This window comes from Gordonia alkanivorans NBRC 16433, assembly GCF_000225505.1.
In the GTDB taxonomy this organism is placed as follows: domain Bacteria; phylum Actinomycetota; class Actinomycetes; order Mycobacteriales; family Mycobacteriaceae; genus Gordonia; species Gordonia alkanivorans.
This window is the reverse complement of the sequence record NZ_BACI01000005.1, coordinates 1-21153: the sequence shown is the minus strand read 5'-3', so window position 1 is coordinate 21153 and position 21153 is coordinate 1. Positions and strand designations below refer to the sequence as shown.

The 21153-nt window shown below is 66.1% G+C and carries 20 protein-coding genes and 1 pseudogene; 14 read left to right on the top strand and 7 right to left on the bottom strand.

Annotated elements, in window-relative coordinates; translation table 11 throughout:
• From GOALK_RS24095 to GOALK_RS01090, 4 genes and pseudogenes are all read left to right on the top strand, one after another.
• Positions 1 to 587: pseudogene (locus GOALK_RS24095) on the top strand (hypothetical protein); the annotation flags it as partial.
• A 123-nt stretch (positions 588 to 710) separates the two neighbouring features.
• Positions 711 to 1190, top strand: coding sequence for a hypothetical protein (locus GOALK_RS23220; protein WP_005198347.1), 480 nt, complete (start codon positions 711 to 713; stop codon positions 1188 to 1190).
• A gap of 108 nt (positions 1191 to 1298) precedes the next feature.
• Positions 1299 to 2003, top strand: a complete 705-nt coding sequence (locus tag GOALK_RS01095; RefSeq protein WP_006356932.1) for a hypothetical protein — start codon at positions 1299 to 1301, stop codon at positions 2001 to 2003.
• A 106-nt stretch (positions 2004 to 2109) separates the two neighbouring features.
• Complete coding sequence (locus tag GOALK_RS01090; RefSeq protein ID WP_006356931.1) at positions 2110 to 2778, top strand: 4a-hydroxytetrahydrobiopterin dehydratase; 669 nt, start codon at positions 2110 to 2112, stop codon at positions 2776 to 2778.
• Positions 2779 to 2844: 66 nt separating this feature from the next.
• On the opposite strand, the gene GOALK_RS01085 is transcribed toward GOALK_RS01090, so the two are convergent.
• Positions 2845 to 4041, bottom strand: a complete 1197-nt coding sequence (locus GOALK_RS01085) for an NAD(P)-dependent malic enzyme (RefSeq protein WP_006356930.1) — start codon at positions 4039 to 4041, stop codon at positions 2845 to 2847.
• Positions 4042 to 4308: 267 nt separating this feature from the next.
• Between GOALK_RS01085 and GOALK_RS01080 the strand changes: the two genes are divergently transcribed.
• The 3 genes from GOALK_RS01080 to GOALK_RS01070 all read left to right on the top strand — a co-directional run bounded on the left by GOALK_RS01080 (position 4309) and on the right by GOALK_RS01070 (position 8458).
• Complete coding sequence (locus tag GOALK_RS01080) at positions 4309 to 4959, top strand: GntR family transcriptional regulator (RefSeq protein ID WP_006356929.1); 651 nt, start codon at positions 4309 to 4311, stop codon at positions 4957 to 4959.
• The gene (locus tag GOALK_RS01075) at positions 4956 to 6221 is read left to right on the top strand and encodes an MFS transporter (protein WP_006356928.1); all 1266 of its coding nucleotides are present in this window, start codon (positions 4956 to 4958) and stop codon (positions 6219 to 6221) included. The genes GOALK_RS01080 and GOALK_RS01075 overlap by 4 nt, the downstream gene beginning before the upstream one ends.
• Positions 6222 to 6325: 104 nt before the next feature.
• The gene (locus GOALK_RS01070; protein WP_006356927.1) at positions 6326 to 8458 is read left to right on the top strand and encodes a DUF6541 family protein; all 2133 of its coding nucleotides are present in this window, start codon (positions 6326 to 6328) and stop codon (positions 8456 to 8458) included.
• Positions 8459 to 8474: 16 nt separating this feature from the next.
• On the opposite strand, the gene GOALK_RS01065 is transcribed toward GOALK_RS01070, so the two are convergent.
• A complete protein-coding gene (locus tag GOALK_RS01065; RefSeq protein WP_006356926.1) occupies positions 8475 to 10079 on the bottom strand; it encodes a DUF222 domain-containing protein in 1605 nt (534 codons plus the stop codon).
• 119 nt (positions 10080 to 10198) lie between these two features.
• Here GOALK_RS01065 and GOALK_RS23215 point away from each other — a divergent pair, with 119 nt between their 5' ends.
• Positions 10199 to 11434: an ISL3 family transposase gene (locus GOALK_RS23215; RefSeq protein ID WP_040003908.1), complete on the top strand. Its 1236-nt coding sequence runs from the start codon at positions 10199 to 10201 to the stop codon at positions 11432 to 11434.
• 197 nt (positions 11435 to 11631) lie between these two features.
• The gene (locus tag GOALK_RS01055) at positions 11632 to 12468 is read left to right on the top strand and encodes an MBL fold metallo-hydrolase (protein ID WP_006356924.1); all 837 of its coding nucleotides are present in this window, start codon (positions 11632 to 11634) and stop codon (positions 12466 to 12468) included.
• A 4-nt stretch (positions 12469 to 12472) separates the two neighbouring features.
• On the opposite strand, the gene galE is transcribed toward GOALK_RS01055, so the two are convergent.
• Positions 12473 to 13492, bottom strand: a complete 1020-nt coding sequence (gene galE, locus GOALK_RS01050) for a UDP-glucose 4-epimerase GalE (protein WP_006356923.1) — start codon at positions 13490 to 13492, stop codon at positions 12473 to 12475.
• Between the two features lie 51 nt (positions 13493 to 13543).
• Positions 13544 to 14548, bottom strand: coding sequence for a dTDP-glucose 4,6-dehydratase (rfbB, locus tag GOALK_RS01045; protein WP_006356922.1), 1005 nt, complete (start codon positions 14546 to 14548; stop codon positions 13544 to 13546).
• A gap of 97 nt (positions 14549 to 14645) precedes the next feature.
• On the opposite strand from rfbB, the gene rfbA reads away from it, so the two are divergent.
• Both rfbA and GOALK_RS01035 read left to right on the top strand, forming a co-directional pair.
• On the top strand, positions 14646 to 15521 hold the full coding sequence (gene rfbA, locus GOALK_RS01040) for a glucose-1-phosphate thymidylyltransferase RfbA (protein ID WP_006356921.1): 876 nt from the start codon (positions 14646 to 14648) through the stop codon (positions 15519 to 15521).
• Positions 15522 to 15549: 28 nt separating this feature from the next.
• On the top strand, positions 15550 to 16176 hold the full coding sequence (locus GOALK_RS01035; RefSeq protein ID WP_006356920.1) for a dTDP-4-dehydrorhamnose 3,5-epimerase family protein: 627 nt from the start codon (positions 15550 to 15552) through the stop codon (positions 16174 to 16176).
• A 39-nt stretch (positions 16177 to 16215) separates the two neighbouring features.
• Here the strand turns inward: GOALK_RS01035 and GOALK_RS01030 are convergent, their stop codons facing one another.
• Positions 16216 to 16995 carry a GntR family transcriptional regulator gene (locus tag GOALK_RS01030; protein ID WP_006356919.1) on the bottom strand — a complete coding sequence of 260 codons (780 nt, stop codon included), beginning with the start codon at positions 16993 to 16995 and terminating at the stop codon, positions 16216 to 16218.
• 749 nt (positions 16996 to 17744) lie between these two features.
• Between GOALK_RS01030 and GOALK_RS01025 the strand changes: the two genes are divergently transcribed.
• Both GOALK_RS01025 and GOALK_RS01020 read left to right on the top strand, forming a co-directional pair.
• The gene (locus GOALK_RS01025) at positions 17745 to 18338 is read left to right on the top strand and encodes an MspA family porin (RefSeq protein ID WP_006356918.1); all 594 of its coding nucleotides are present in this window, start codon (positions 17745 to 17747) and stop codon (positions 18336 to 18338) included.
• Positions 18339 to 18373: 35 nt separating this feature from the next.
• Positions 18374 to 19024 (top strand): MspA family porin, encoded by a 651-nt coding sequence (locus GOALK_RS01020; protein WP_006356917.1) that lies wholly within the window; start codon positions 18374 to 18376, stop codon positions 19022 to 19024.
• Positions 19025 to 19143: 119 nt separating this feature from the next.
• On the opposite strand, the gene GOALK_RS01015 is transcribed toward GOALK_RS01020, so the two are convergent.
• Positions 19144 to 19509 carry a DUF2304 domain-containing protein gene (locus tag GOALK_RS01015; protein WP_006356916.1) on the bottom strand — a complete coding sequence of 122 codons (366 nt, stop codon included), beginning with the start codon at positions 19507 to 19509 and terminating at the stop codon, positions 19144 to 19146.
• Between the two features lie 7 nt (positions 19510 to 19516).
• A complete protein-coding gene (gene ppgS / locus GOALK_RS01010; RefSeq protein ID WP_006356915.1) occupies positions 19517 to 20218 on the bottom strand; it encodes a polyprenyl-phospho-N-acetylgalactosaminyl synthase PpgS in 702 nt (233 codons plus the stop codon).
• Positions 20219 to 20285: 67 nt separating this feature from the next.
• Between ppgS and GOALK_RS01005 the strand changes: the two genes are divergently transcribed.
• Complete coding sequence (locus GOALK_RS01005; protein WP_006356914.1) at positions 20286 to 21152, top strand: glycosyltransferase family 2 protein; 867 nt, start codon at positions 20286 to 20288, stop codon at positions 21150 to 21152.
• The last annotated feature ends 1 nt before the right edge of the window (position 21153 follow it).

Sequence of the window (21153 nt, the reverse complement as noted above, 5' to 3'; positions counted from 1 at the left end):
TTGCGCTGGGTATTCCGTCGGCGGTGGTTGGTGCTGTTGGTGGGGCCGGGGTCGGTGCCGTCGCCGGTGCGATCGTCGGGTCCTTGCCTCCCTACTACATCTTGGGTGGTCCGGGCGCGGCGATTGGGGCCGGAGCCGGTGCTGCGATCGGAGGCGTCGGTGTTGGCGTGGCCGGAGCTGCACTTGGATTCGCAATTGGTGGCACCGCAGGCGGTCTGCTTGCGTACTCACTCGGTGCAGGCGACCCCGGGGCTAATCCGGATGAACCGTGGAAGAACGACGGCCCCCGACACGCGTTGCCGGAGAACGACGGCTCGAACCAGTTCGAATTCCACCTATCGGCGGAGGACGCTCGTCGTTCAGGTCTTCCGGCAGTCGATTACGTCGTGAACAACCGTGGAGATGTGGACGTTAAGGTCGGGTCTTCGGTCCACAAATGGTCCGGTCAGCAGGCTCGCTCGCCGTATGCCGTGTTCGGTCCGCATGCTGAGAAGTCCGTTCGGGACTGGACTAGGGCGCAGTCGGACAACCTGAAGAAGACCATTCCGGGGAGTGAAGTTCTCTGGCCCGGGGAACTGTCCAGGTAACAGTTGCTCCGTTTCGCGTAAAGCTACTCGACCAGGTCGCAACCGTGTTGTCCGCACTGAATGAAATTGCAAGCGAGGAAGACACGTTCAACGCGCCCGTGAAGGGCAGTCGAAGGGAGATCGATGAAGAAGTTACTTGTGGCGCTTGCCGGGGTTATTGCGGCGGCGATGGGTCTGGTTGGTGTTGGGACGGCCTCGGCCGCACCGGTTCCACAAGTCTCGCCGACCGGGTACAACTTCGGAACGTTCGGTGACCATGCCTCGTGTCGCGGTGCGATCAATGTGACGGTGGATGCACCAGCGAAGAAGCGTGGAGTTGTGCGGGTGACGGCGCGATCGCACGGCTTTACCGGAGACGGTGCCGGATGGAAACGAAATCCCAAGTGTCGGGTACTCTTCGGGAATTTCTTTACCAGCGTGCGCGGGTACAACCTTGAAAAGTGGGTAAGCGGAACGTTTGGGCCGAGGCCAGGGGAGAAAAAGGTCTGGGAGATTGCCACGGGATCCGGTCCCGTCAGTCTTGGGTTCGGCGGTTTCTCGCCTAATAGTCAGGTTCGGGTGCCCGCCGGTTATGGGGCGACGATCTACATGCTGGTTCCCTGACTTCTTCCCGTGGTGCCGTTCACTGTTCGTGGACGCGCGCCGAATGGCCCGGCGGGCGCGCCTCAGCCGATTGGGTACGGCGCCTACCTTCTGGTTCCATAAGGACCGATGACTGCTCCAACACCTCGCGACGGCGACCCGCAGATCTGGGATGAGCGGGCCGTCGTCGTTTGTGGAACTGCCGGCGGGGTCGGCACGTCTGTCGTGTCGGCCCTTCTCGCCGAACATCGCGCCGCGTCGGGTCTCGGCCTGCTCTCGTGGTGGGTCGATGCCTCCGGCAACGACTGCGACATCGAACTCCGCCTCCGCGGGACCGGCAACGAAGAGTTGCTGCGCACCGCGTCGGGCACGGGCCTGTGGCTGCCGCCCGACGAGGCGGCCGTCACCGACGCCGTCGTCGAGGTGTGGCGGCAGGGAGCAGTGCCGGTGATCGACGCCGGGGCGCATCCGCTGACGCTGCTGCCCGAACTCGCCGAGGACGACCTCCCGAACCTCACGCCCGTCCTCGTGATCAGCCCACGCCCCGACCTGCTCAACCGGGCACGCGTGATCTTCACGGAGTGGGACCGCGCCGGCGTACTCGAGAACACCGTCGTGGTGATCGACTCCCAGCTGCCGGTACAGCAGCAGACGGGCCTCGCGGACATGCTCGTCGGTGTGGTGTCCGGGGCGGTCGGCCCGGTGATCGGCCTCGATTACGATCCGGTCCTCGGCGCCGGGACCTCACTCGACCAGGGCGCTCGACGCGGGTTCCTGCCTGCAACGGTCGAGTCCATCGCGAAACTCGCGGCAGCTACGTCGAACCGGCACTGACAGCGATTCCAGAGTGCGGCCTGAGTGCCGGAAAACGGCACCCAGGCCGCACTCTGGGAAACCGGGCCCTTTCGAAACAGGTCTCGAAGGTGCAGCATGGGGCAGTATGACCGGGTCCACGCGCACACCGCTCAACGCCAAGCAGGCCACCGAGGTCGTCGCCGACCCGTGGCGCGTCGTCGCCGACAGACTCGTGGCCGGCTACCGCACCGGTTCGATGGTGCGGGGTCTCGAGTTCGTGACCAGGATCGTCGACGCGGCAGAGGAAGCCAACCATCATCCCGACGTCGACCTGCGTTACGGGTCAGTGCATCTCGCTCTCACGACACACAGCGCGCATCAGCTGACCGAAGCCGATGTGGCGCTGGCCAACCGGATCACCGGGATCGCCGCCGAGATGGCGGTCGAGAAACTCGTGGGCCCGGTGACGGCGATCGAACTCGCGATCGACGCCGTGGACATCGGTGCGATCCGTCCGTTCTGGCAGGCAGTCCTGGGTTACTCCGACGGGAATGACAGGGAACTCGCCGAGCTCGCCGACCCGACCGGGCGGCTGCCGTCGGTGTGGTTCCAGCAGATGGATGAAGCTCGCCCGCAACGTAACCGGATTCACTTCGACCTTTGCCTACCGCACGACGAGGTGCACGAACGACTGCAAGCGGCGATCACCGCCGGTGGGCAACTGCTCTCGGACGAGTTCGCACCGGCGTGGTGGATTCTCGCCGACCCCGAGGGCAACGAGATCTGCTTGTGCACCTGGCAGGAACGGGACTGAAACACCTGCGGAAAAGAAACAAGCCGGTTCGATCGAGATGATCGAACCGGCTTGTGACACAAAATTTTACGAGCAGAGGCCCTCGTCCTGCGCCGCCTTGGCGACCGCCGCCGCAACGGCCGGTGCGACCCGGTCGTCGAGCGGGCTGGGCACGATGCGATCGGCCCGCAGGTCGTCGGCGGCCACCGAGAAGATCGCCTCTGCTGCAGCGATCTTCATGCCCTCGCTGATCCGGCGTGCACCCGCGTCGAGTGCGCCCTTGAACACGCCCGGGAAGGCGAGCACGTTGTTGATCTGATTCGGGAAGTCGCTGCGACCGGTCGCGACGACGGCCGCGTACTTGGCGGCGGCCTCGGGGTGGATCTCCGGATCGGGGTTCGACAGCGCGAACACGATCGAGTCGTCGCTCATCGACGCGATGATCTCCTCGGGGATCAGGCCGGCCGATACGCCGATGAAGACGTCGGCGCCGTCGAGGGCCTCCACCGCTCCGCCGGTCAGGCCGCGCGGGTTGGTGCGGCTCGCGAGCTCGGCCTTCGACTCGTTCAGGCCGTCGCGGCCGGCGGAGACGATGCCCTTCGAGTCGAGCACGATGACGTCGGTGATGCCGACCGCGAGCAGGATGTTGGCGCAGGCGACACCCGCGGCGCCGGCACCGGAGATGACGACCCGCAGGGTGGTGATGTCCCGGCCGAGGTGGGTCACGGCGCCCTTCAGGGCGGCGAGGACCACGATGGCGGTGCCGTGCTGGTCGTCGTGCATGACCGGGCAGTCGAGCGCCTCGATGACGCGGCGCTCGATCTCGAAGCATCGCGGTGCCGAGATGTCCTCGAGGTTGACCGCGCCGAAGCTCGGACGCAGACGGATCAGGGTCTCGACGATCTCGTCGGGATCCTTGGTGTCGAGAACGATCGGGATCGAGTTGAGACCGGCGAAGCTGCGGAACAGTGCGGACTTGCCCTCCATGACCGGCAGCGACGCACGCGGGCCGATGTCACCGAGGCCTAGCACAGCCGATCCGTCGCTCACCACGGCCACCAGACGGTCGGTCCAGGTGTACTTGTTCACCAGGGTGGCGTCGGTGTCGATCGCGCGTGACACCTGGGCGACGCCCGGGGTGTAGGCGATCGACAGGTCGCGCTGGGTGTCGATGGGCGCGCGAAGTTCGACGGACAGCTTGCCGCCGGCATGCGCCAAGAAGATCTCGTCGTCGGTGATCGGCAGATCGGCAATGGTCGGTTCGGTGATCGGGGTATCGCCCATACGTGTGTCCTCCGTGCTTGTCACGGTCGGGTCCTCCTGAATGCCGCGAAACGCGGGTTGCATCGTCTCGCCGGCCACGCTGCCCGCGAGCTGTAGAGATCCGCATCGACGCGAGAGCGGATGGCTCAGCGGACGCGATCAGGGCCCGCGAGCGAGGTGACGCTCGTTACGGCCACATTAAGTGTCTCACTGCTTGGGATCGCCATGAAAGGCGGGTCGGCCCAGGTCGCGGCGTCATCGCCTATTGGTAAGGTACGACTTGTGTCTATGTTGCATACCTCTGCTGAATCCGCTGCTGAGCGGGTATATGCCGAGGTCAAAGAGCGAATTCTCACAAACGAGATCGCCGGCGGTGAGCTGATCAGCGAGGGCGAGATCGCCTCGAAGTGCTCGGTGAGCCGCACTCCCGTGCGGGAGGCTTTTCTGCGTCTCGAGACCGAAGGGTGGATGCGGCTCTACCCGAAGCGGGGAGCGCTCGTGGTGCCGATCGGCGACCGCGAGAAGCGTGACGTCGTCGACGCGCGCCGCCTCCTCGAGGGACACGCCGTCCGGTCGGTCACGTCTCGGCCCGCCGCCGTCGCCGAGCTGGCCGAGCGACTCCGCGACAACCTCGCCGCCCATCGACGCGCCGACGCGACCGACGTCGCCGAGTTCTCCCGGCTCGACGCCGCGTTCCACCAGCTCATCGCCGCAGCCGGCGACAATCCGCTCCTCGCCGACTTCTACACGACGCTGGGCGAGCGCCATCGACGCATGACGATCGCGTCGGTGCATCGTGACGCCGGGATTGCGGCGCGCATCCTCGCCGATCACCTCGATCTCCTCGGCGCCATCGAAGCCGCCGACGCCGACCGTTTCGAACACCTCCTGGCGGGGCACCTCGCCGGTGTTCACGACCTCCCGGGGGAACCCGCATGACCGACAATCGCAACCGCTTCGGGTGGCCCGCCGTCTCGCTGGCCGTCTTCGCGGCCGCGTGGGGCGGCAACGAGTTCACCCCGCTGCTGGTCATGTACCGGCAGATCACCGACCTGTCGCCGGTCGTCGTCGACGCCCTGCTGTTCGCCTACGTGCTCGGCATCGTGCCCGCCCTCCTGATCGGCGGGCCGCTGTCGGACCGGTTCGGTCGGCGGCCGCTCATGCTGCCGGCACCGGTGTTCGCGGCGCTGGGCTCGGTGTTGTTGGCCGCAGGGTCTCAGTCGGCGGTCCTGCTGACCGTGGGACGCATCTGCAGCGGCATCGCACTCGGTCTGTCGATGGCGGTCGGCGGAAGCTGGATCAAGGAGCTGTCCGACCGCGACGGTGCAGGGGCCGGAGTCGGCGCCGGGCGCGCGGCGATGAGCCTCACTGCCGGCTTCGGTGTCGGCGCAGGCGTCGCCGGTGTGCTCGCCCAGTGGGGCCCCTGGCCGCATGTGCTGCCGTATCTGGTGAACATCGCGATCGCGGTCTGCGCGGGAGCCCTCCTGACGGTCGTGCCGGAGACGCGATTCCGCAGTTCGACGCCGGGCCGTCTGATCGACGACCTGCGCATCCCGGCCGCCGGTCATCGACGGTTCATGTTCGTCGTCCTGCCGGTCGCGCCCTGGGTCTTCGGCGCCGCGGCGTCGGCGTACGCGATCATCCCGGCGTTGATGTCGGCACGGACTTCCGGAGCGCCGATCGCCTTTGCCGCCCTGTGCTGTGTCCTGGGGCTCGGCGCCGGGTTCGGCATTCAATCGGTGGGTCGACGCATCGACGTTCCGGGGAGCTCGCGTGGCGTGGTCGTCGCCCTCACGACCCTCGTTGCGGGCATGCTCGTCGCCGCACTGGCGGCACACGTGCTGACGGTCTGGCTGTCCCTGATCGCCGCGACCCTGCTGGGTTGCGGCTACGGGATGGCGCTGATCGCCGGGCTCCTGGAGGTGCAGCGCATCGCCGGGCCCGACGACCTCGCCGGCCTGACCGCCGTCTTCTACAGCGTGACCTACCTGGGCTTCGCCGTCCCGGCGCTCCTGGCATGGATCACCGAGAAGTGGACGTCGATCACCTACACCGAGATGTTCACGTTCGGTGCGGTCGCGGCGCTGGCCTGCCTCGCCGTCGCCGCGTCGGGGCACACCAGGCATCGCCCGGAAGTCCGGCCGGTGTCCGGCGAGCGGCCGATGCGCGACGAGAGCGTCGTCACCGGACAGTCGCACTGAGACGACGCCGGGTACCCTGCTGAGTGTTTGGTCGGGGCCCGGAAGGGAGTGGAAACCGGGTCTCACCGTGGGTGTGACGAGCGAGTGTGGAAAGGCGCGGGGTGATGGTGCTGGCTGCGTGGGTCGTGATCGTGTCCGCGCTGGTGCTGATCCTGCCGGGCGCCTTCGTGGGTCGGCGGATGAACCTGCCCTGGCCGGTGGCGTTCGCGGCCGGACCGGCCATCACGTTCGCCCTGGTCTCCATCCTCACCGTCCTGTACTCGGCGGTCGGCTTCGAATGGAACGCGGTCTCGGCGCTTGTCGGCTTGGTCCTGGCCCTTGCCGGCGCCTGGCTGTACTCACGGCTGCTCGGCACGGGGATCGGACGTCGTCTCGCGCCGGTACCCACTGACACCGGCGAACCTCGCGTCGGCCGCACCGCGATCCTGCGTGCGGCTGCAGGCCTCGGGCTCGGTGGACTCATCATCGCGATCACCTGCATCCGACCGGTGGCCAAGACCGCCTTCGCGGGACTGAACAACATCTCGCAGGTGTGGGACTCGTTGTGGCACGCCAGTTCTCTGCGATGGATCGACGAGACCGGGATCGGTTCGGCCATGCGCATGGGCGAGCTGATGAACTACGACACCCAGGGCTTCAACTACTACCCGAACACGTGGCATGCGCTGGGCGCCTTGCTGTTCCCGCTGACCGGCGCGAACCCGGTCGAGCTGTACAACACGTATTCGCCTGCGGTGCTGGCCGTCACGGTCCCGCTGGGTGTGGCGTCGTTGGCCTACTGGTTCGCCCGGCACCGCTACGACGTCGACAACTCTGCGTTGATCGCCGGCACGGCCGCCGCCGTCGCCGCGCTGTTCCCGTCGCTGCCGTACGTCGAGGTGCAGCTGACCTCGGTGCCCAATGCCGTCGGCGTGAGTCTGGCTCCGGTAGCAGCGGTCCTGGTTCTGAGCGTCGTCCGAGACCGGTCGCGAGTGGCACCTGCGGCCCTGGCCGTCGCCGGCGTGACCGCAACGCATCCGTCCGGTCTGATTCTCGTCGGCGTCATCGTCGGCCTGTGGTGGCTGTGTGAGGGTCTGTGGCGTCCGGCGACGAGTCGTTTGGCGGATCTCGCGACCCTGGCTGTCACCGCCGTCCTCACGATGATCTTGATCTTCCCCGTGGTGATCGGCACGATCCGCGTCGCCGACACCAACGAACTCCCGTTCTTCGACTTCCGGGAAGAAGGGATCGGAGTGCTGCGCGGCCTGGCGCAGGGCGCGTTCAACGGCACGATCCCGCTGGAGCTCAACCACTTCCCGATCTGGCCGCTGATCATCGTGACCGTCCTCGGCCTCGGGGTGCTCGCCTGGCTGCGATGCTGGGCGGGACTCGCCGTCTGGCTGGTCTTCGCGCTCGTGACGACCAACTCGGTGGTCTCGCTCGGTCTGCTGTCGTACCCGCTCGGCGCCATCGGCGGCTACTTCTACAACTCGCCGCACCGCCTCACCTTCGTCGTCGCCATCTTCTCGGCCGCGGCCGCCGGTGTCGCGATCGGCGTCGCGGTGATCGCGCTGATCGGCGTCATCGGGCGGCGGTTCGCGCAGTCCGACGAGACGTCCGTCAAGGGCACCGCTCGCGCGGGTTGGCTGGTCGCGTCGACGTACGTGGTGTTGCTGGCGTTGATCGCCGGTGCCGCGGTGGTCCGCTACCCGCCGAACGCCCAGATCGCGTCGAAGGAGCGCGGTGGCAAGTATGTCGGTCCCGACGACCTCGCCGCCTACGCATGGCTCGCCTCGCAGCCCGACGCCCAGGACGTGCTCGTCCTGAACAACCTGGACCAGGGCACCGGCTGGCTGTACCCGGTCACCGGCGTCACCCCGATGTTCCCGTTCTATCGGGCCAACGAGTTCTCCGAACGGCAACGCGACCTCTTCTGGGGCGTCGCGAAGATCGGCGCCGACCCCGCGACCGACCAGATCGTCCGGGACATGAACGTGCACTATGTGATCGACTCCCCGACGAGTTACTGGGAGTTCCAGCGCGGCCGACCCGATCCGGCGAACGGCCACCAGGGCGACCCGTTCCTGGAGCTGCGCGAGAACGGCGCTCCTGGACTGACAGAGGTGTTCCGCCAGGGCGAGGCCGTCGTCTACCGCGTCAACGACCTGGTCTACCCGCCGCCACCGCCTGTCGAGGGTGCACCGGCTGAAGGCGTGCCGCCAGTGGAGGCTCCGCCGGTTCCGGTCCCCGCTCCCTGAGCTGTGAGGAGTGCTCCTATCCTGAGTGCCCGTACGCGTGGTTGAGAAGTGCTGAGGCGACTACGAGTTCGACGGGTGTGGCGTGACGGAGGTCGATGACTTCACGCAGGTGGAGGCGTGGGGTATCGCCGGACGCCTTGTCAGGTCCGTGGATTTCGGTGCGCACGTGTTGTAGGTGTTCGGCGAATCGGCGGGGTATGTCGGGTCGCCGGTTGATGCGTTCGGGGTTGGGTGGGGCGCCGGGTTGGGTGTTGAGTCGCCAGGCGCAGCGGCCTTCGTCGGGTCCTTCGCGGACCATGCGGGTGGTGTATTGGCCGGGTTGGTCGCCGACCATTCGGTTGTGTTTCGGGCAGGCGGGGGTGAGGTCGGTGATGTCGGTGAGTCCGCCGAGTCCCCAATCGAGTTGGGCGTGATGCATTTCCACGTGTGCGGCGGATTGGTCGCAGTCGGGTGTGGAGCAGTTTTCGCCGTCGGGTCGGGCGAAGGAGACGAGGCGTTGTTCGCGGGTGGCGAGGCGTTTGCCGCGGCCGAAGTAGAGCGGGACGGCGGTGGCGTCTTTGAACACGGCCAGCCAGGGTTGGGCGTCGGCGGCCATGCGGATGACATCGTCGATCGGGATGAGGGTGCCGGTGGCGGTGGTGGCGAACCCGGCTTCGCGGAGTAGATCGTTGAGGTCGGCTTTGAAGATCATCTGCATCGGCAACCCGCGGTGGCTTTTGCCGAGCATGCCGTCCTCCAACACCGCTTTCAGGAGGGCGTTGAAGGCGTCGTGGTTGAGCTGGGCCGGGGTGCGGTCATCACGTTCGGCAGCAGCGGCAACGGCGTCGGGGTCGGCGTCCTCGATCGACCCCCGCGGGGAGTCGGGGTCGTCGGGGTTGTTCATGCCGGGTTTCGCCCAGACGGCGAGCAGCATGGTGACCCGGGCAAGGAGTTCAGGGGTGAGGGTGGCGGTGAGTTTGGCGGTGCCGTCGGCGCGTTGCCGGTTCACGTACAGATTCCGGCGACGTTTGCGGTCGGTGTCGTCGGTGAGTGTGCCGTCGGGGTCGAGGTGGGCCAGTAGCCGCGAGCCGAGGGCGGTGATGTCGGCGGGGGTGTGGTCAACGGCGATCTCGGCCATCTGTCGTTCGGCGGCGACTTTGACGTCGTGGTCGGTGGCGTGCGGGATCTGGTCGAGTACATCGAGTACTGCCCGGACGTGGGAGGTGCTGACCTTGCCGTCGGCCAATGCCTCTGCCAGAGCAGGGCGTTCGGGTTCGAGTGGTTCACCGGTCGGGCTGAGGTGGGTGGCGGTCGCGTGGCGTTGTCTGGTGCGGCGCATGGGGTCGGCCACGCGCAGGCGGTGGGTCATGAACTGGGTGATGCTGCGGTGGCCGGTCTTGTGGGGCAGGTCGCGGTCGGCGATCTCGACGATTTGCCGGTCGCCGGCGAAAGTCATTCGGGCGATTGCCCGTTCGGTCTCGGCAGCGACGTCGACGAGCTCGGCATCCGAACACTGTGTCAGATCAACAGTCTGCAGCTCGGTGGTGATCCGGTGCAGTTCACTCAGAAGTTCTTCTGCGCGCGAAGTGGGACCATCAGCCTGAGAGATCTCGGTCAAGACGGTCACCCCCCCCGGAAACATCGTGCGAATATATGTGGCACTCTTGACGGTTCTGTGGGTGCCCCCGGTGCGCCTGAAGCGCGCAACGCCCTGTCTCACTTAAGGTTTGGTTTGCGAAGACTAAACCGAGGAGCAGGGCGTTGCGCGCTACCAGACTACTGCAGAAGTTGCTGAAGATCGAGAACCTGGTGGTTCTTGATGTCGGCGTTGAAGACGACGATGACGGCCAGTTGTTGGTCGTCTCGGTCCGTGCGAAACGCGGGCAGGACTCGCGGTGTCCACACTGCCGACGGCGTCGACCAGGCTATGACCGCTCACACCATCCGCGCCGTTGGCGACACCTCGACCTGGGCGGGATGCGCTGCTACCTGCAAGGACACATTGGACGGGTTGACTGCAGCCTGCACGGCGTCGTCACCGAACATGTGCCGTGGGCACGGCCGGCAGCAAAGATGACGCGCCGATTCGACGACACGGTCGCCTGGCTCGCCGCGCACAGTCCATCATCCGCGGTGTGTGAGTACATGAGGGTGTCGTGGCGAACAGTGCAACGCATCATCGCTCGAGTCGTTGCCGATCACACCGGACAGACCGACCGAATGGATGGGTTGCGCAGGATAGGTATCGATGAAATCGCCTACCGAAAAGGCCGGCGATATCTGACGGTGATCGTCGACCACGACACCGGCAGGTTGGTGTGGGCGCGTGAGGGTGCAACCAAGAAGACGCTTCGCCAGTTCTTCGACGAGCTCGGCGCCACGCGCAGTGCACAGCTGACCCATGTGAGCGCCGACGCGGGTCAGTACATCGAAACGGTTGTTGCAGAACGTGCTCCGGATGCCATTCGATGCATGGATCCGTTTCATGTCGTCCAGTGGGCCACCCGCGCCGTGGACCGTTGTCGCAGCCGGGTCCTCAACCGGATCCACGGTCTGTCCAACGACGATCGTAGGAATCTGAGGTGGGCACTGTTGAAGAACCCTGAGAACCTCACCCCAGGTCAACAGCGGACCCGCGAGCTGATCGTCAAACGCGCCAATAGTGAACTCGCTCGCGCGTATCAACTGAAAGAGGAACTCCGCCATATCGTTACCGGGGAGCATTCTGGCACGTGGCGACGGCTCGAGCACTGGTTACATCGAGCTGATCGTAGTCGAATCATCGAACTCGTCGGTCTCTCCAGATCGGTACGACAGCAACAGATCCAGATCTACAACTCCGTTGTCGTGGGCCTATCGAACGCCCGGGTGGAGGCCACCAACACACATCTGAGGGCACTGACCAAGCGGGCCTACGGATTCCACTCACCAGAAGCACTCATCGCGATGTCGACACTCACGCGAGGAGGGGCGTGTCCTGTTCTGCCACACCAGTAGTGACCCACGAAACCGTCAGGAGGACCATATATGTTCGACAGTACACCCGATTAGCCAGTGCTGCAACGATTGTCGCCAGAAATACGTCGCAAGGGTTTTGTCGGTGTCGCCTGGTATTGTCCACATCTCGTCGGTTCGCCGTCCGAATCTGTGCGGAACCACTGACCTGTTGACCGGGCCCGCGTTAGCGTCGAACCATGCAGCCGTGGATGTGCGTTTTCTGCGCAAACGAGTTCGCTCCCGACGCCGACCTACCCGAGGTCTGCCCGATCTGTGACGACGACCGGCAATGGATCCCGACGAGCGGGCAGCAGTGGACCCGGCTTGACGAGAACGCCGACAACGCGCTCGACACCACAGAACTGGAGCCGGGCCTGTTCCGGTTGTCGCTGCGACCGTCGGTCGGCATCGGGCAACGAGGATTCCTGGTGGCCACCCTGAACGGCAACATCCTTTGGGAGCCGCCGGGGTTCATCGGTCCGTCCCTCGTCGGCTGGCTGGAAGAGCACGGCGGTGTCGAGGCCATCGCCGCCAGCCACCCGCACCTCTACGGCGCGAGTGTCTCGCTCAGTCATCGGTTCGGCGGGGTCCCGGTCTTCTACAACGATCTCGATCGTCGATGGCTGACCCGGCCGGACCCCGTGGTCGAGTTCTGGTCCGGCGAAGCCGAGGTTCTCGGCGGAGTGCGACTCATCCAGTGCGGCGGACATTTTCCCGGCAGCGCGGTGCTGCACCTACCGGACGCCGCCGACGGTCGGGGAGCGCTGCTGACCGGCGACACCGTCAAAGGTGTCATGCAGCCGGGAATGGTGACGTTCATGCGCAGCTATCCGAACATGATCCCGTTGTCGCCCAGGCTCGTTCGTCAGATCGTCGACCGGGTCACGGCCCTGCCGTTCGACCGGCTGTACGACGCATTCGGCGTCGTCGTGGACAAGGACGCACGCGAGGTCGTCGAGACGTCGGCCCGGCGCTACATCGGGTGGGCCACCGACGAGATCATCGATCCCGACGATCCGTACGCGGCTCGGTGACGGTTCAGGCGTCGGGGTAGCCCGTCGGGTTCTCGGACTGCCATCGCCACGTGTCGACGCACATGTCGTCGATCGTCTTGGTGGCGTGCCAATTGAGATCGGCGTTCGCCCGGGTGGGATCGGCATACGACGCGGCGATGTCGCCGGGTCGGCGGGGTGCGATCTCGTACGGGATCGGCTTGCCGCTGGCCTTCTCGAAGGCGTGGACGACCTCGAGGACCGAGACACCCTGCCCGGTACCGAGGTTCCACGTCGACATGCCGGTGTCGCCGGTGCTGATCCGGTCCAGAGCGGCGACGTGTCCGGCGGCGAGGTCGTCGACGTGGATGTAGTCGCGGACGCCGGTGCCGTCAGGGGTGTCGTAGTCGTCGCCGAAGACCGACAGCTTCTCGCGCCGGCCCACCGCGACCTGGGCGACGAACGGCATCAGATTGTTCGGGATGCCCGACGGGTCTTCGCCGATCTGACCGCTCCGGTGCGCGCCCACCGGGTTGAAATAGCGCAGCGCGGCGATCCGCCAGGCGTCGGAACTGGCGGCGACGTCGCGCAGCACCTGCTCGATCATCACCTTCGTCCAGCCGTACGGATTGGTGGCCGACGTCGGGAGGTCCTCGGTCATCGGTAGCTCGGGGTCCGCACCGTAGACGGTCGCCGACGACGAGAACACCAGCGTGTGGACGTCGTGGCGTTCCATCGCCCGCAACAGCGAGAACGTGGTGCCGAGGTTGTTCTGGTAGTAGTCCAGCGGCTTGGCCACCGATTCGCCGACCGCCTTGTACCCGGCGAAATGGATGACCGCGTCGACGTCCTCGTGGGCGAAGAAGTGTTCGGTCTTGTCCACGTCCGCGAGGTCGAAGGCGTGCACCGGGATGGAACGACCGCTCAACGCCTCGAGCCGACCGACCACGGTGGGCTTGGCGTTGCTGAAGTCGTCGACGATGACGACGTCATGACCGGCGGAGACCAGCTGGATCACGGTGTGCGAGCCGATGTAGCCCGCGCCGCCGCTGACGAGTACGCGCATGAAACCACCGTAGGCGGCGGAGCTGGGAGAACGCCAAACGACCGGCAGCGGTCAGCCCGTCACCCGCTCGGTGGCGGCGTATTTCTGTTCGACGGCGTCTTTGGCGGGTTGCCACCAGTCGGTGTTGTCGCGGTACCAGTCGATGGTGGCGGCCAGGCCGGCGCGGAAGTCGTTGTAGTTGGGTTGCCAGCCGAGTTCGGTGCGTAGGCGGGTGGAGTCGATGGCGTAGCGGCGGTCGTGGCCGGGGCGGTCGGTGACGAAGTCGAACGCATCGGCCGGTTGACCCAACAGTTCGAGGATGGCTTCGACGACGGTGCGGTTGTCGACTTCGCCGTCGGCGCCGATCAAGTAGGTCTCGCCGATCCGGCCCTGGTCGATGATGGTCCACACCGCGTCGTTGTGGTCGTCGACGTGGATCCAGTCGCGGACGTTGCGGCCGTCGCCGTAGAGCTTGGGGCGCTCACCGGAGAGCACGTTGGTGATCTGGCGGGGGATGAACTTCTCGATGTGCTGATACGGGCCGTAGTTGTTCGAGCAGTTGGAGATGGTGGCGGCGACGCCGAAGGACCGCACCCACGCCCGAACGAGGAGGTCGGAACCGGCTTTGGTCGAGGAATACGGGCTCGACGGGTTGTAGGCCGTGTGCTCGGTGAAGCGGGCCGGGTCGTCGAGGTCGAGGTCGCCGTAGACCTCGTCGGTGCTGATGTGGTGGTAGCGCACCTGATGGGCGCGCACGGCTTCGAGCAGCGTGTAGGTGCCCACCAGGTTGGTGTGTACGAAGGCTGAGGGGTCGGCCAGGGAGTTGTCGTTGTGGGATTCGGCGGCGAAGTGCACCACCAGATCGGCCTCGCTCACCAACCTGTGGACCAGGGCGGCGTCGGCGATGTCGCCTTCGATCAGTTCGACGCGGTCGGCGACCGGGGCGAGGGTTTCGGGGTTGGCGGCGTAGGTGAGTTTGTCCAGGACCCGAATTGAGACGTCGGGGCGGGTGGCCAGGGTGCGCAGCACGAAGTTGGCGCCGATGAAACCGGCACCACCGGTCACGAGAACACGCACGTCGTTCCTTCCGCCAGAGGTATTCGTGGACGTCACTCTACCGAGGCGCCGGGTGTGCACTCGGTGAGCCGGATCGTCGGGCACTAGGCTGAAGCGCATGCGAGGGATCATTCTGGCCGGTGGTACGGGCACGCGCCTGCACCCGATCACGCAGGGTGTGAGCAAGCAGCTCGTCCCGGTCTACGACAAGCCGATGATCTATTACCCGCTCTCGACGCTGATGCTCGCCGGTATCCGCGACATCCTCATCATCACCACTCCGCACGACGCGCCGGCCTTCCAGGGGTTGCTCGGCAACGGTGACCAGTTCGGCATCAACCTCACCTACAAGACCCAACCCTCACCCGACGGACTCGCGCAGGCCTTCACGCTCGGCGCCGACCACATCGGCGACGAGTCGGTGGCACTCGTGCTGGGCGACAACATTTTCTACGGTCCCGGTCTCGGCAGTCAGTTGCAGGGCTTCGAGAACGTCGACGGCGGTGCGGTCTTCGCCTACTGGGTGTCCAATCCGGAGGCCTATGGTGTGGTCGACTTCGACGCGAACGGTACCGCGATCTCGCTGGAAGAGAAGCCGGCACAACCGAAGTCGAACTTCGCCGTGCCCGGTCTGTACTTCTACGACAACGACGTGGTCGAGATCGCCCGAGGTCTCGAGCCCAGCGCCCGCGGTGAGTACGAGATCACCGACATCAACGCCCACTATCTCGAACGCGGCAAACTGTCGGTGACGGTCCTGCCGCGTGGCACCGCCTGGCTCGACACCGGAACCTTCGACAGCCTTCTCGACGCCGGTAACTTCGTGCGTACCGTCGAACAACGCCAGGGTCTCAAGATCGCTGTGCCGGAAGAGATCGCGTGGCGTCGGGGCTTTCTCGACGACGACGGGCTCCGGTCCCGCGCGGAGAAACTGCGCAAGTCCGGATACGGTGACTACCTGCTCGAACTCCTACAGCGAGGCAAGGGGTTCTGAGTCCACATCAGCTGCGAAAGGCTCATCCATGAAGGTGCGACCGCTCACGATCGACGGCGCGTGGGAACTCACGCCGGTCCAGCACGGTGACGCACGCGGCCTGTTCGCCGAGGCATTCAAAGGGGACCTGCTCGCCGAGGTGATCGGGCATCGCTTCGACCTTGCCCAGGTCAACCTGTCGGTGTCCGCGGCGGGTGTACTGCGCGGCGTGCACTTCGCCGATGTGCCTCCGGGGCAGGCGAAGTACGTGACGTGCGCGACGGGTGCCATCCTCGATGTCATCGTCGACATCCGCGTCGGTTCCCCGACCTTCGGCACCTACGACACCGTCCTGCTCGACGACGTCGACCGCCGTGCGGTCTACCTGTCGGAAGGGCTCGGACACGCGTTCTGTGCGCTGGCCGACAACTCGACCGTCACCTACCTCTGCTCCACCGGGTACAACCCGTCCGGTGAACACGGCATCAATCCGCTCGACCCCGAACTCGGCATCGAGTGGCCGACGCACGCCCGCGACGGGTCGCCGCTGGAGTACGAACTGTCCGAGAAGGACACCGCCGCACCGGGTCTCACCGAGGCGCGCGAGTCGGGGCTGCTTCCGGATCACGACGACGTAACCGCATTCCTGCGGGGGCTCGCCGGCGATCAGCTGTAGTGACCTGACGCGTGTCCTCAGCCGCCGTATGCCGCTCGGTCACTCACTGATCTCGACATCGAAACGCATGGTCGTGGCGTAACGGTCGGCGGGGTGAATTCCCTCGAAGACCCCGATGAGCCCGTCCTCGGTGATGAATCGCCGCGTTATCGCGAGTGCCGGGCTGCCGGCTGCCGCCCGAAGATGCTCGGCTTCATGGTCGTCCAACAGGGTGACCGCGATGGACTGTTCCAGACTCTGCAGGGTCAAGCCGAACTGGCGGGTGATGCGAGGGAACACGGCAGTTTGCGCATCTGCAACACGGTCTCGGACCGCGACGGCGTATTTGGTGGGAATGTAGTAGGTGTTGAAACCCATGGGCAGGGGATTGTCGACGGTTCGTCTCAGCCCCGTCCACTTGAGCCAGTCGCGCGCGTCGCCGAGGAGGAGACGACGACTGTCGAACACCGCGGCCGGTCCCGGCTCATCGATCAATTCGAACCGGGTGCTCTCGGTGTACTGCCGCACAGCATTGTCCTCGTCCGACGCCCGCAGGATGTAGCGTGCCTGCGAGACGTACGACAGCACCGTGGTTCCGACGCCCCGCTGGCGGGAGATCAGTCCGCTCTGTCGCAGATCTGCCATCGCGGCACGGACCGTGTGGCGCGAGACGCCGAATCGGGCGCACAGTTCCATCTCGGTCGGGAACTTGCTGCCGATGTCGTATTCGCCTGCCGCGATCTCTGCCCGAAGCGTTCGCGAGAGCTCGCGATGGAGCGGGCCGCCGCGCCTGTCGCGTGGACTGTTCGGCTCGCTGTCTGAGTTCTCGGATTCGGTCACGGAGTTCCTTGATGTAGAGCGTCGGGTCGACTGCGTACCGTCCTATCAGAAGTCGCCCCCGTTGGGGTGTGTGGCGCTTGTTTCGGACGTGCGTCTCCCGCAATGTCCGGACTTGGATGAGACCAGCGGCGCCGCGATGGACGGGTTGAGCGTTCTCGTGCACGCACGCCGAACGGCCAGTCGCGTCGGCGTCCGAGTTCGCCGCTGCGCAAACCGCCGAGCACGCCCGACGATGGTGCGAAAGCCCAGTGAGACAACATTTCCTGTCTGTCTCCCAGTAGCCTGCCGGCATCGGTGGCATTCCGGCGACCTCGCCTTTTGATGATCGTGCGCGCGGGCCGATCGCCGCCCCTGCGGTAGAAGGTGGGATGCGTCACTGGACGACCCTTGTGGAGATCTGGGTCTCTAGGCTATAAATTGTCCGTACAAATGAACGGCAGCACGAATGGCCGTGCGCGCTCGCGCGTGCGGTGCCGGCGAAGCCGGACTCGCCACGCACCTGAGTCGGCCCGTTCAGAGCATCGCGTGGAGGTACGTGCGGCGAGTTCTCCATTCCGTGCAAGTGAGGTCGAAAGATGCTGTCCGGGCACCGTCTTCATCTGAACACGTCGGCTTCGACGAGAAGTCGGGCTGCTGCGTGCGTTCGACACCGTGGCTTGTGGGCCGTCGGTCTCTTCGGCGTGCGTCCGTCCCGTGATGTCCGAACAAATGTCCTGCGAAGAAGGGTTCTAGGAGTGAAACAAGTAGGTATGGCGGTAGCGGCGGCGGCGTTGGTGCTGCTGGCATCGGGAACCTCACCGGCTTCGGCGGCTTCGCTGCCGAACGGGTACAAGAAGGTTTCCGAGGGTGCCGTGACTGTGCAGACCTGGCGTACGGGCGAAACCGCGATGCCCGCGACGTCGATGGCCGCCAACGGCATCGGGCGTTCAGCGGTGCTGTCGGGCGAGGTCACGACGCGGGTGTCGAAGGGGGAGGGCCGGCTGAGGGTCGGGTACCTCGTCGGCTGCCAGGTCTCGGTCGGCAACCTGACCGCCGGTGTGTCCGGGACGCTGTCCGCGGCCCCGACGGTCTCTGGCAGTATCTCGTTCCCGCTGGCGCCGGGCGAGATCAAGGCCGTCCAGTTGTCCGTGCAACCCATCGTCGACGGACTGGCTCGGTATCAGTATTCCGGGCTGGAGGTCGAAGTGCAGGGTTGTGGTGGATTCGCGCAGGCCCGTTCCTTCGCGAAGGTGGAGGCAGTCGAGGGATACGCCGTCGATGCAGGCACCACGGCGAACAACATCGGCGGCGAGGGTGCCTACGTGCAGTCGACCCTCTACGGCAAGCCGTTCAGCCTCAACTGAGCCGAATTACCCAGCGAGAGAGAAGAACACAGCGGATGAATAACAAGAGTCTGGCCGTTCGCGGAGTAGTCGCCCTGGCCGTCGTAGCCGGGGCAGGTTCTGCCCTGGGGGCGGGTTCGGCCGTCGCGGGACCACTGCCGGGCGGTTCGGCATACGAAGACCTCGGCGGCGGCACGTCGATGACCGCGAAGCTGGCCGAGGAGCGGGTCTCCTACCAGCGATCGGGTGTGGCCGCGGTGCCGACCAGCCGCGAGGTCTGGGTCAGTGGCAAGGTGCGCGTGTCCCTGACGGGCAAGGCGACCGGTGGCATCATCAAGGGCGGCTACGTGGTGGGCTGCCAGGTCAATCTGGCGGGTGTCGGATTCTCGGGCAATTCGACGGCGAACCAGTCCGGCATGGCGTCGGCCGGCGCCGGTTCCACGCTGTCCCTGGGACCCGGTCAGGCGGCGTATGTGCCGATCATCAACCAGACCAATTCGCTGGTCGATGCCGACAACGAGCTGTACCGGATCAACGGGTACAAGTTCGCCGGCACGAGCGCATCCGTCGCCTACAGCCAGGAACCGTTGCGGGTCAACGGATGCGCCGGGTACGCCCAGGCGCGGGCGCGGATGTCCATCCAGGTCACGGCGGGCGGGCTCAAGAGCGAGACCGTCCTGTGGGGCAAGCCGTTCAGCTTGGGCTGATCAAGGTTCCCTCTCACGGGTGAGGCGGTTCCCACTTCGGACAGGTGCGTCGGAGTGGGGACCGCTCGCCGTGGTCGAGAGCCGTGGTCGAGAGCCGAGGCGCCGCACTATACGAGCCCTCAGTCCTGAACGCCGTCGGTCTCTCCCGGTCGGTGCGGCTTCTCGGCATTCTGCAACGCGATGGCGCGGGCGAGGCGGGCGTACTTGACCTCGAGGTCGCGGAACCGCAGGTATGTGGACACCGTGGTGAACGCGAACGCGATGACCAGTAGGAACAGCACGAGGTCGAGGCCGCGTTGGATTCCGATCTTGTTCGCGACCCAGGTGACGTCGTCCTGGCGCAGCATCGCGTAGAGGCCGAAGCCGACGAAGGCGACGAACAGGATCTTCACACCGGCCGACGACCGGGCGGTGCCGCGGTTGACGACAAAGAAGCCGACGAGCGCGAGCAGGCCGATGATCGCGAGGATCTGGAACCAGATCATGCGTTGTTCACTTCCTCATCCGGGTGTGGAACAGGCCGTCGGCGACGATGTTGACGCCGTTGATCAGCGATTGTCCCTTCGCGCGTGAGTATTCGGTGTAGAGGATCGTGACCGGTTGCTCGGCGACCCGCCACTTGTGGTGGTCGATCAGCGCGATGAACTCCGATGCGTGACTCATCCCGCTCATGAGGAGGTCGAGGTCGTCGGCGACCTTTTTGTTGAAGACGCGAAGTCCGTTGTGCGCGTCGGACAATCCGAGCCGCCGCGTGCGCGGGCTGAGGAAGACGATGGTGCGCAGGGCCATTCGACGCAACACCGGGACGGACTCGCTGCGGCCCTCGGCGAAGCGGGTGCCGACGATGATGTCGACCGGTTCGGTTCGCAGGCGGGCGACCATCGCCGACACGTCGTCGACCTGATGCTGGCCATCGGCGTCGAAGGTGACGAAGAAGCGCGCGCCGGGCTGCTTGCGGGCGTACTCGACGCCGGTCTGGATGGCGGCGCCCTGCCCGAGGTTCACCGGGTGCCGCACGAGATGGACGCCGGCGGCCCTGATCTCCTCGGCCGAGTTGTCCGACGAGCCGTCGTCGACGCAGACGATGTTGGGAAATGTCTCGCGCGCCTTGGCGGCGACCCCCCGGATCACCTGTCCCTCATTGAAGACGGGTACCACCAGCCAGACGTCGGCATTGGTGATGGGGTCGGCCATGGTGAACAACCCTAACCCGGCCGGTCGCGGTACTCATCGCCCGGCACGGCCCGGCTAGTCTGGTCGGGTGCCGATCGACGTGATGATGCCCTTCTATGGCGACGTCGCGCAGTTCCGCGAGGCGGTGACCAGCGTCCTCGACCAGAGTGACCCGGATCTGCGGCTCGTGGTGGTCGACGACTGCTATCCCGACCCCACGCCCCGCCAATGGCTCGCCTCGCTGAACGACGCCCGCGTCCGCTACGTGCGCAACCACACCAACCTCGGCGTCAACGGCAACTTCCGGCGCTGCGTCGACCTCGTGACCGCCGACTGGTTCGTCGTCATGGGCTGCGACGACGTGATGCACGCCGACTACCTGGCGACGGTCCGCACCCTGGCCGGGCACCACCCGGACGCGTCGGTCATCGCGCCCGGAGTCGACGTCATCGACGAGAACGGCCGTGCGGTGCGTCCGCTGGGGGACCGTATGAAGAACGTGCTGGCGCCCTCCCGGGCGACCGTGCTGTCCGGTGAACGCCTCGCGACCAGCCTCTACCACGGCAACTGGACGTACTTCCCGTCGTTGCTGTGGCGGACCGCCGCGGTGCGTGAGGTGGGTTTCCGGCCGGGACTGGAGATCGTCCTCGACCTTGCGCTCCTCGTCGACCTTGCCGCCGCCGACGGCTCACTGGTCTACGACCCCGAGGTCGTGTTCTCCTACCGCCGCCACAGCGCGTCAGTGAGTTCGGTGCAGGCCGTCGACGGACGGCGCTTCGACGAGGAGAACCGCTTCTTCGCGGAGGAGGCGCAGCGGTGCGCGGAACGCGGCTGGCCCAAGGCGGCGCGGGCGGCCCGGCTGCATGCGACCTCGAGGATGAACCACCTGCAGGCGCGGGTTGGTGCGCAGGTCGGCAAGGTTTCGACGGGGCTCACCCGGCGACAGGGGCACTAGG

Bases quoted from the DNA above. Each gene is read 5' to 3' on its own strand.
- GOALK_RS23220 (WP_005198347.1), top strand. From the start codon at position 711: ATGAAGAAGTTACTTGTGGCGCTTGCCGGGGTTATTGCGGCGGCGATG.
- GOALK_RS01095 (WP_006356932.1), top strand. From the start codon at position 1,299: ATGACTGCTCCAACACCTCGCGACGGCGACCCGCAGATCTGGGATGAG.
- GOALK_RS01090 (WP_006356931.1), top strand. From the start codon at position 2,110: ATGACCGGGTCCACGCGCACACCGCTCAACGCCAAGCAGGCCACCGAG.
- GOALK_RS01085 (WP_006356930.1), bottom strand. From the start codon at position 4,041: ATGGGCGATACCCCGATCACCGAACCGACCATTGCCGATCTGCCGATC.
- GOALK_RS01080 (WP_006356929.1), top strand. From the start codon at position 4,309: ATGTTGCATACCTCTGCTGAATCCGCTGCTGAGCGGGTATATGCCGAG.
- GOALK_RS01075 (WP_006356928.1), top strand. From the start codon at position 4,956: ATGACCGACAATCGCAACCGCTTCGGGTGGCCCGCCGTCTCGCTGGCC.
- GOALK_RS01070 (WP_006356927.1), top strand. From the start codon at position 6,326: ATGGTGCTGGCTGCGTGGGTCGTGATCGTGTCCGCGCTGGTGCTGATC.
- GOALK_RS01065 (WP_006356926.1), bottom strand. From the start codon at position 10,079: ATGTTTCCGGGGGGGGTGACCGTCTTGACCGAGATCTCTCAGGCTGAT.
- GOALK_RS01055 (WP_006356924.1), top strand. From the start codon at position 11,632: ATGCAGCCGTGGATGTGCGTTTTCTGCGCAAACGAGTTCGCTCCCGAC.
- galE (WP_006356923.1), bottom strand. From the start codon at position 13,492: ATGCGCGTACTCGTCAGCGGCGGCGCGGGCTACATCGGCTCGCACACC.
- rfbA (WP_006356921.1), top strand. From the start codon at position 14,646: ATGCGAGGGATCATTCTGGCCGGTGGTACGGGCACGCGCCTGCACCCG.
- GOALK_RS01035 (WP_006356920.1), top strand. From the start codon at position 15,550: ATGAAGGTGCGACCGCTCACGATCGACGGCGCGTGGGAACTCACGCCG.
- GOALK_RS01025 (WP_006356918.1), top strand. From the start codon at position 17,745: ATGGCGGTAGCGGCGGCGGCGTTGGTGCTGCTGGCATCGGGAACCTCA.
- GOALK_RS01020 (WP_006356917.1), top strand. From the start codon at position 18,374: ATGAATAACAAGAGTCTGGCCGTTCGCGGAGTAGTCGCCCTGGCCGTC.
- GOALK_RS01015 (WP_006356916.1), bottom strand. From the start codon at position 19,509: ATGATCTGGTTCCAGATCCTCGCGATCATCGGCCTGCTCGCGCTCGTC.
- ppgS (WP_006356915.1), bottom strand. From the start codon at position 20,218: ATGGCCGACCCCATCACCAATGCCGACGTCTGGCTGGTGGTACCCGTC.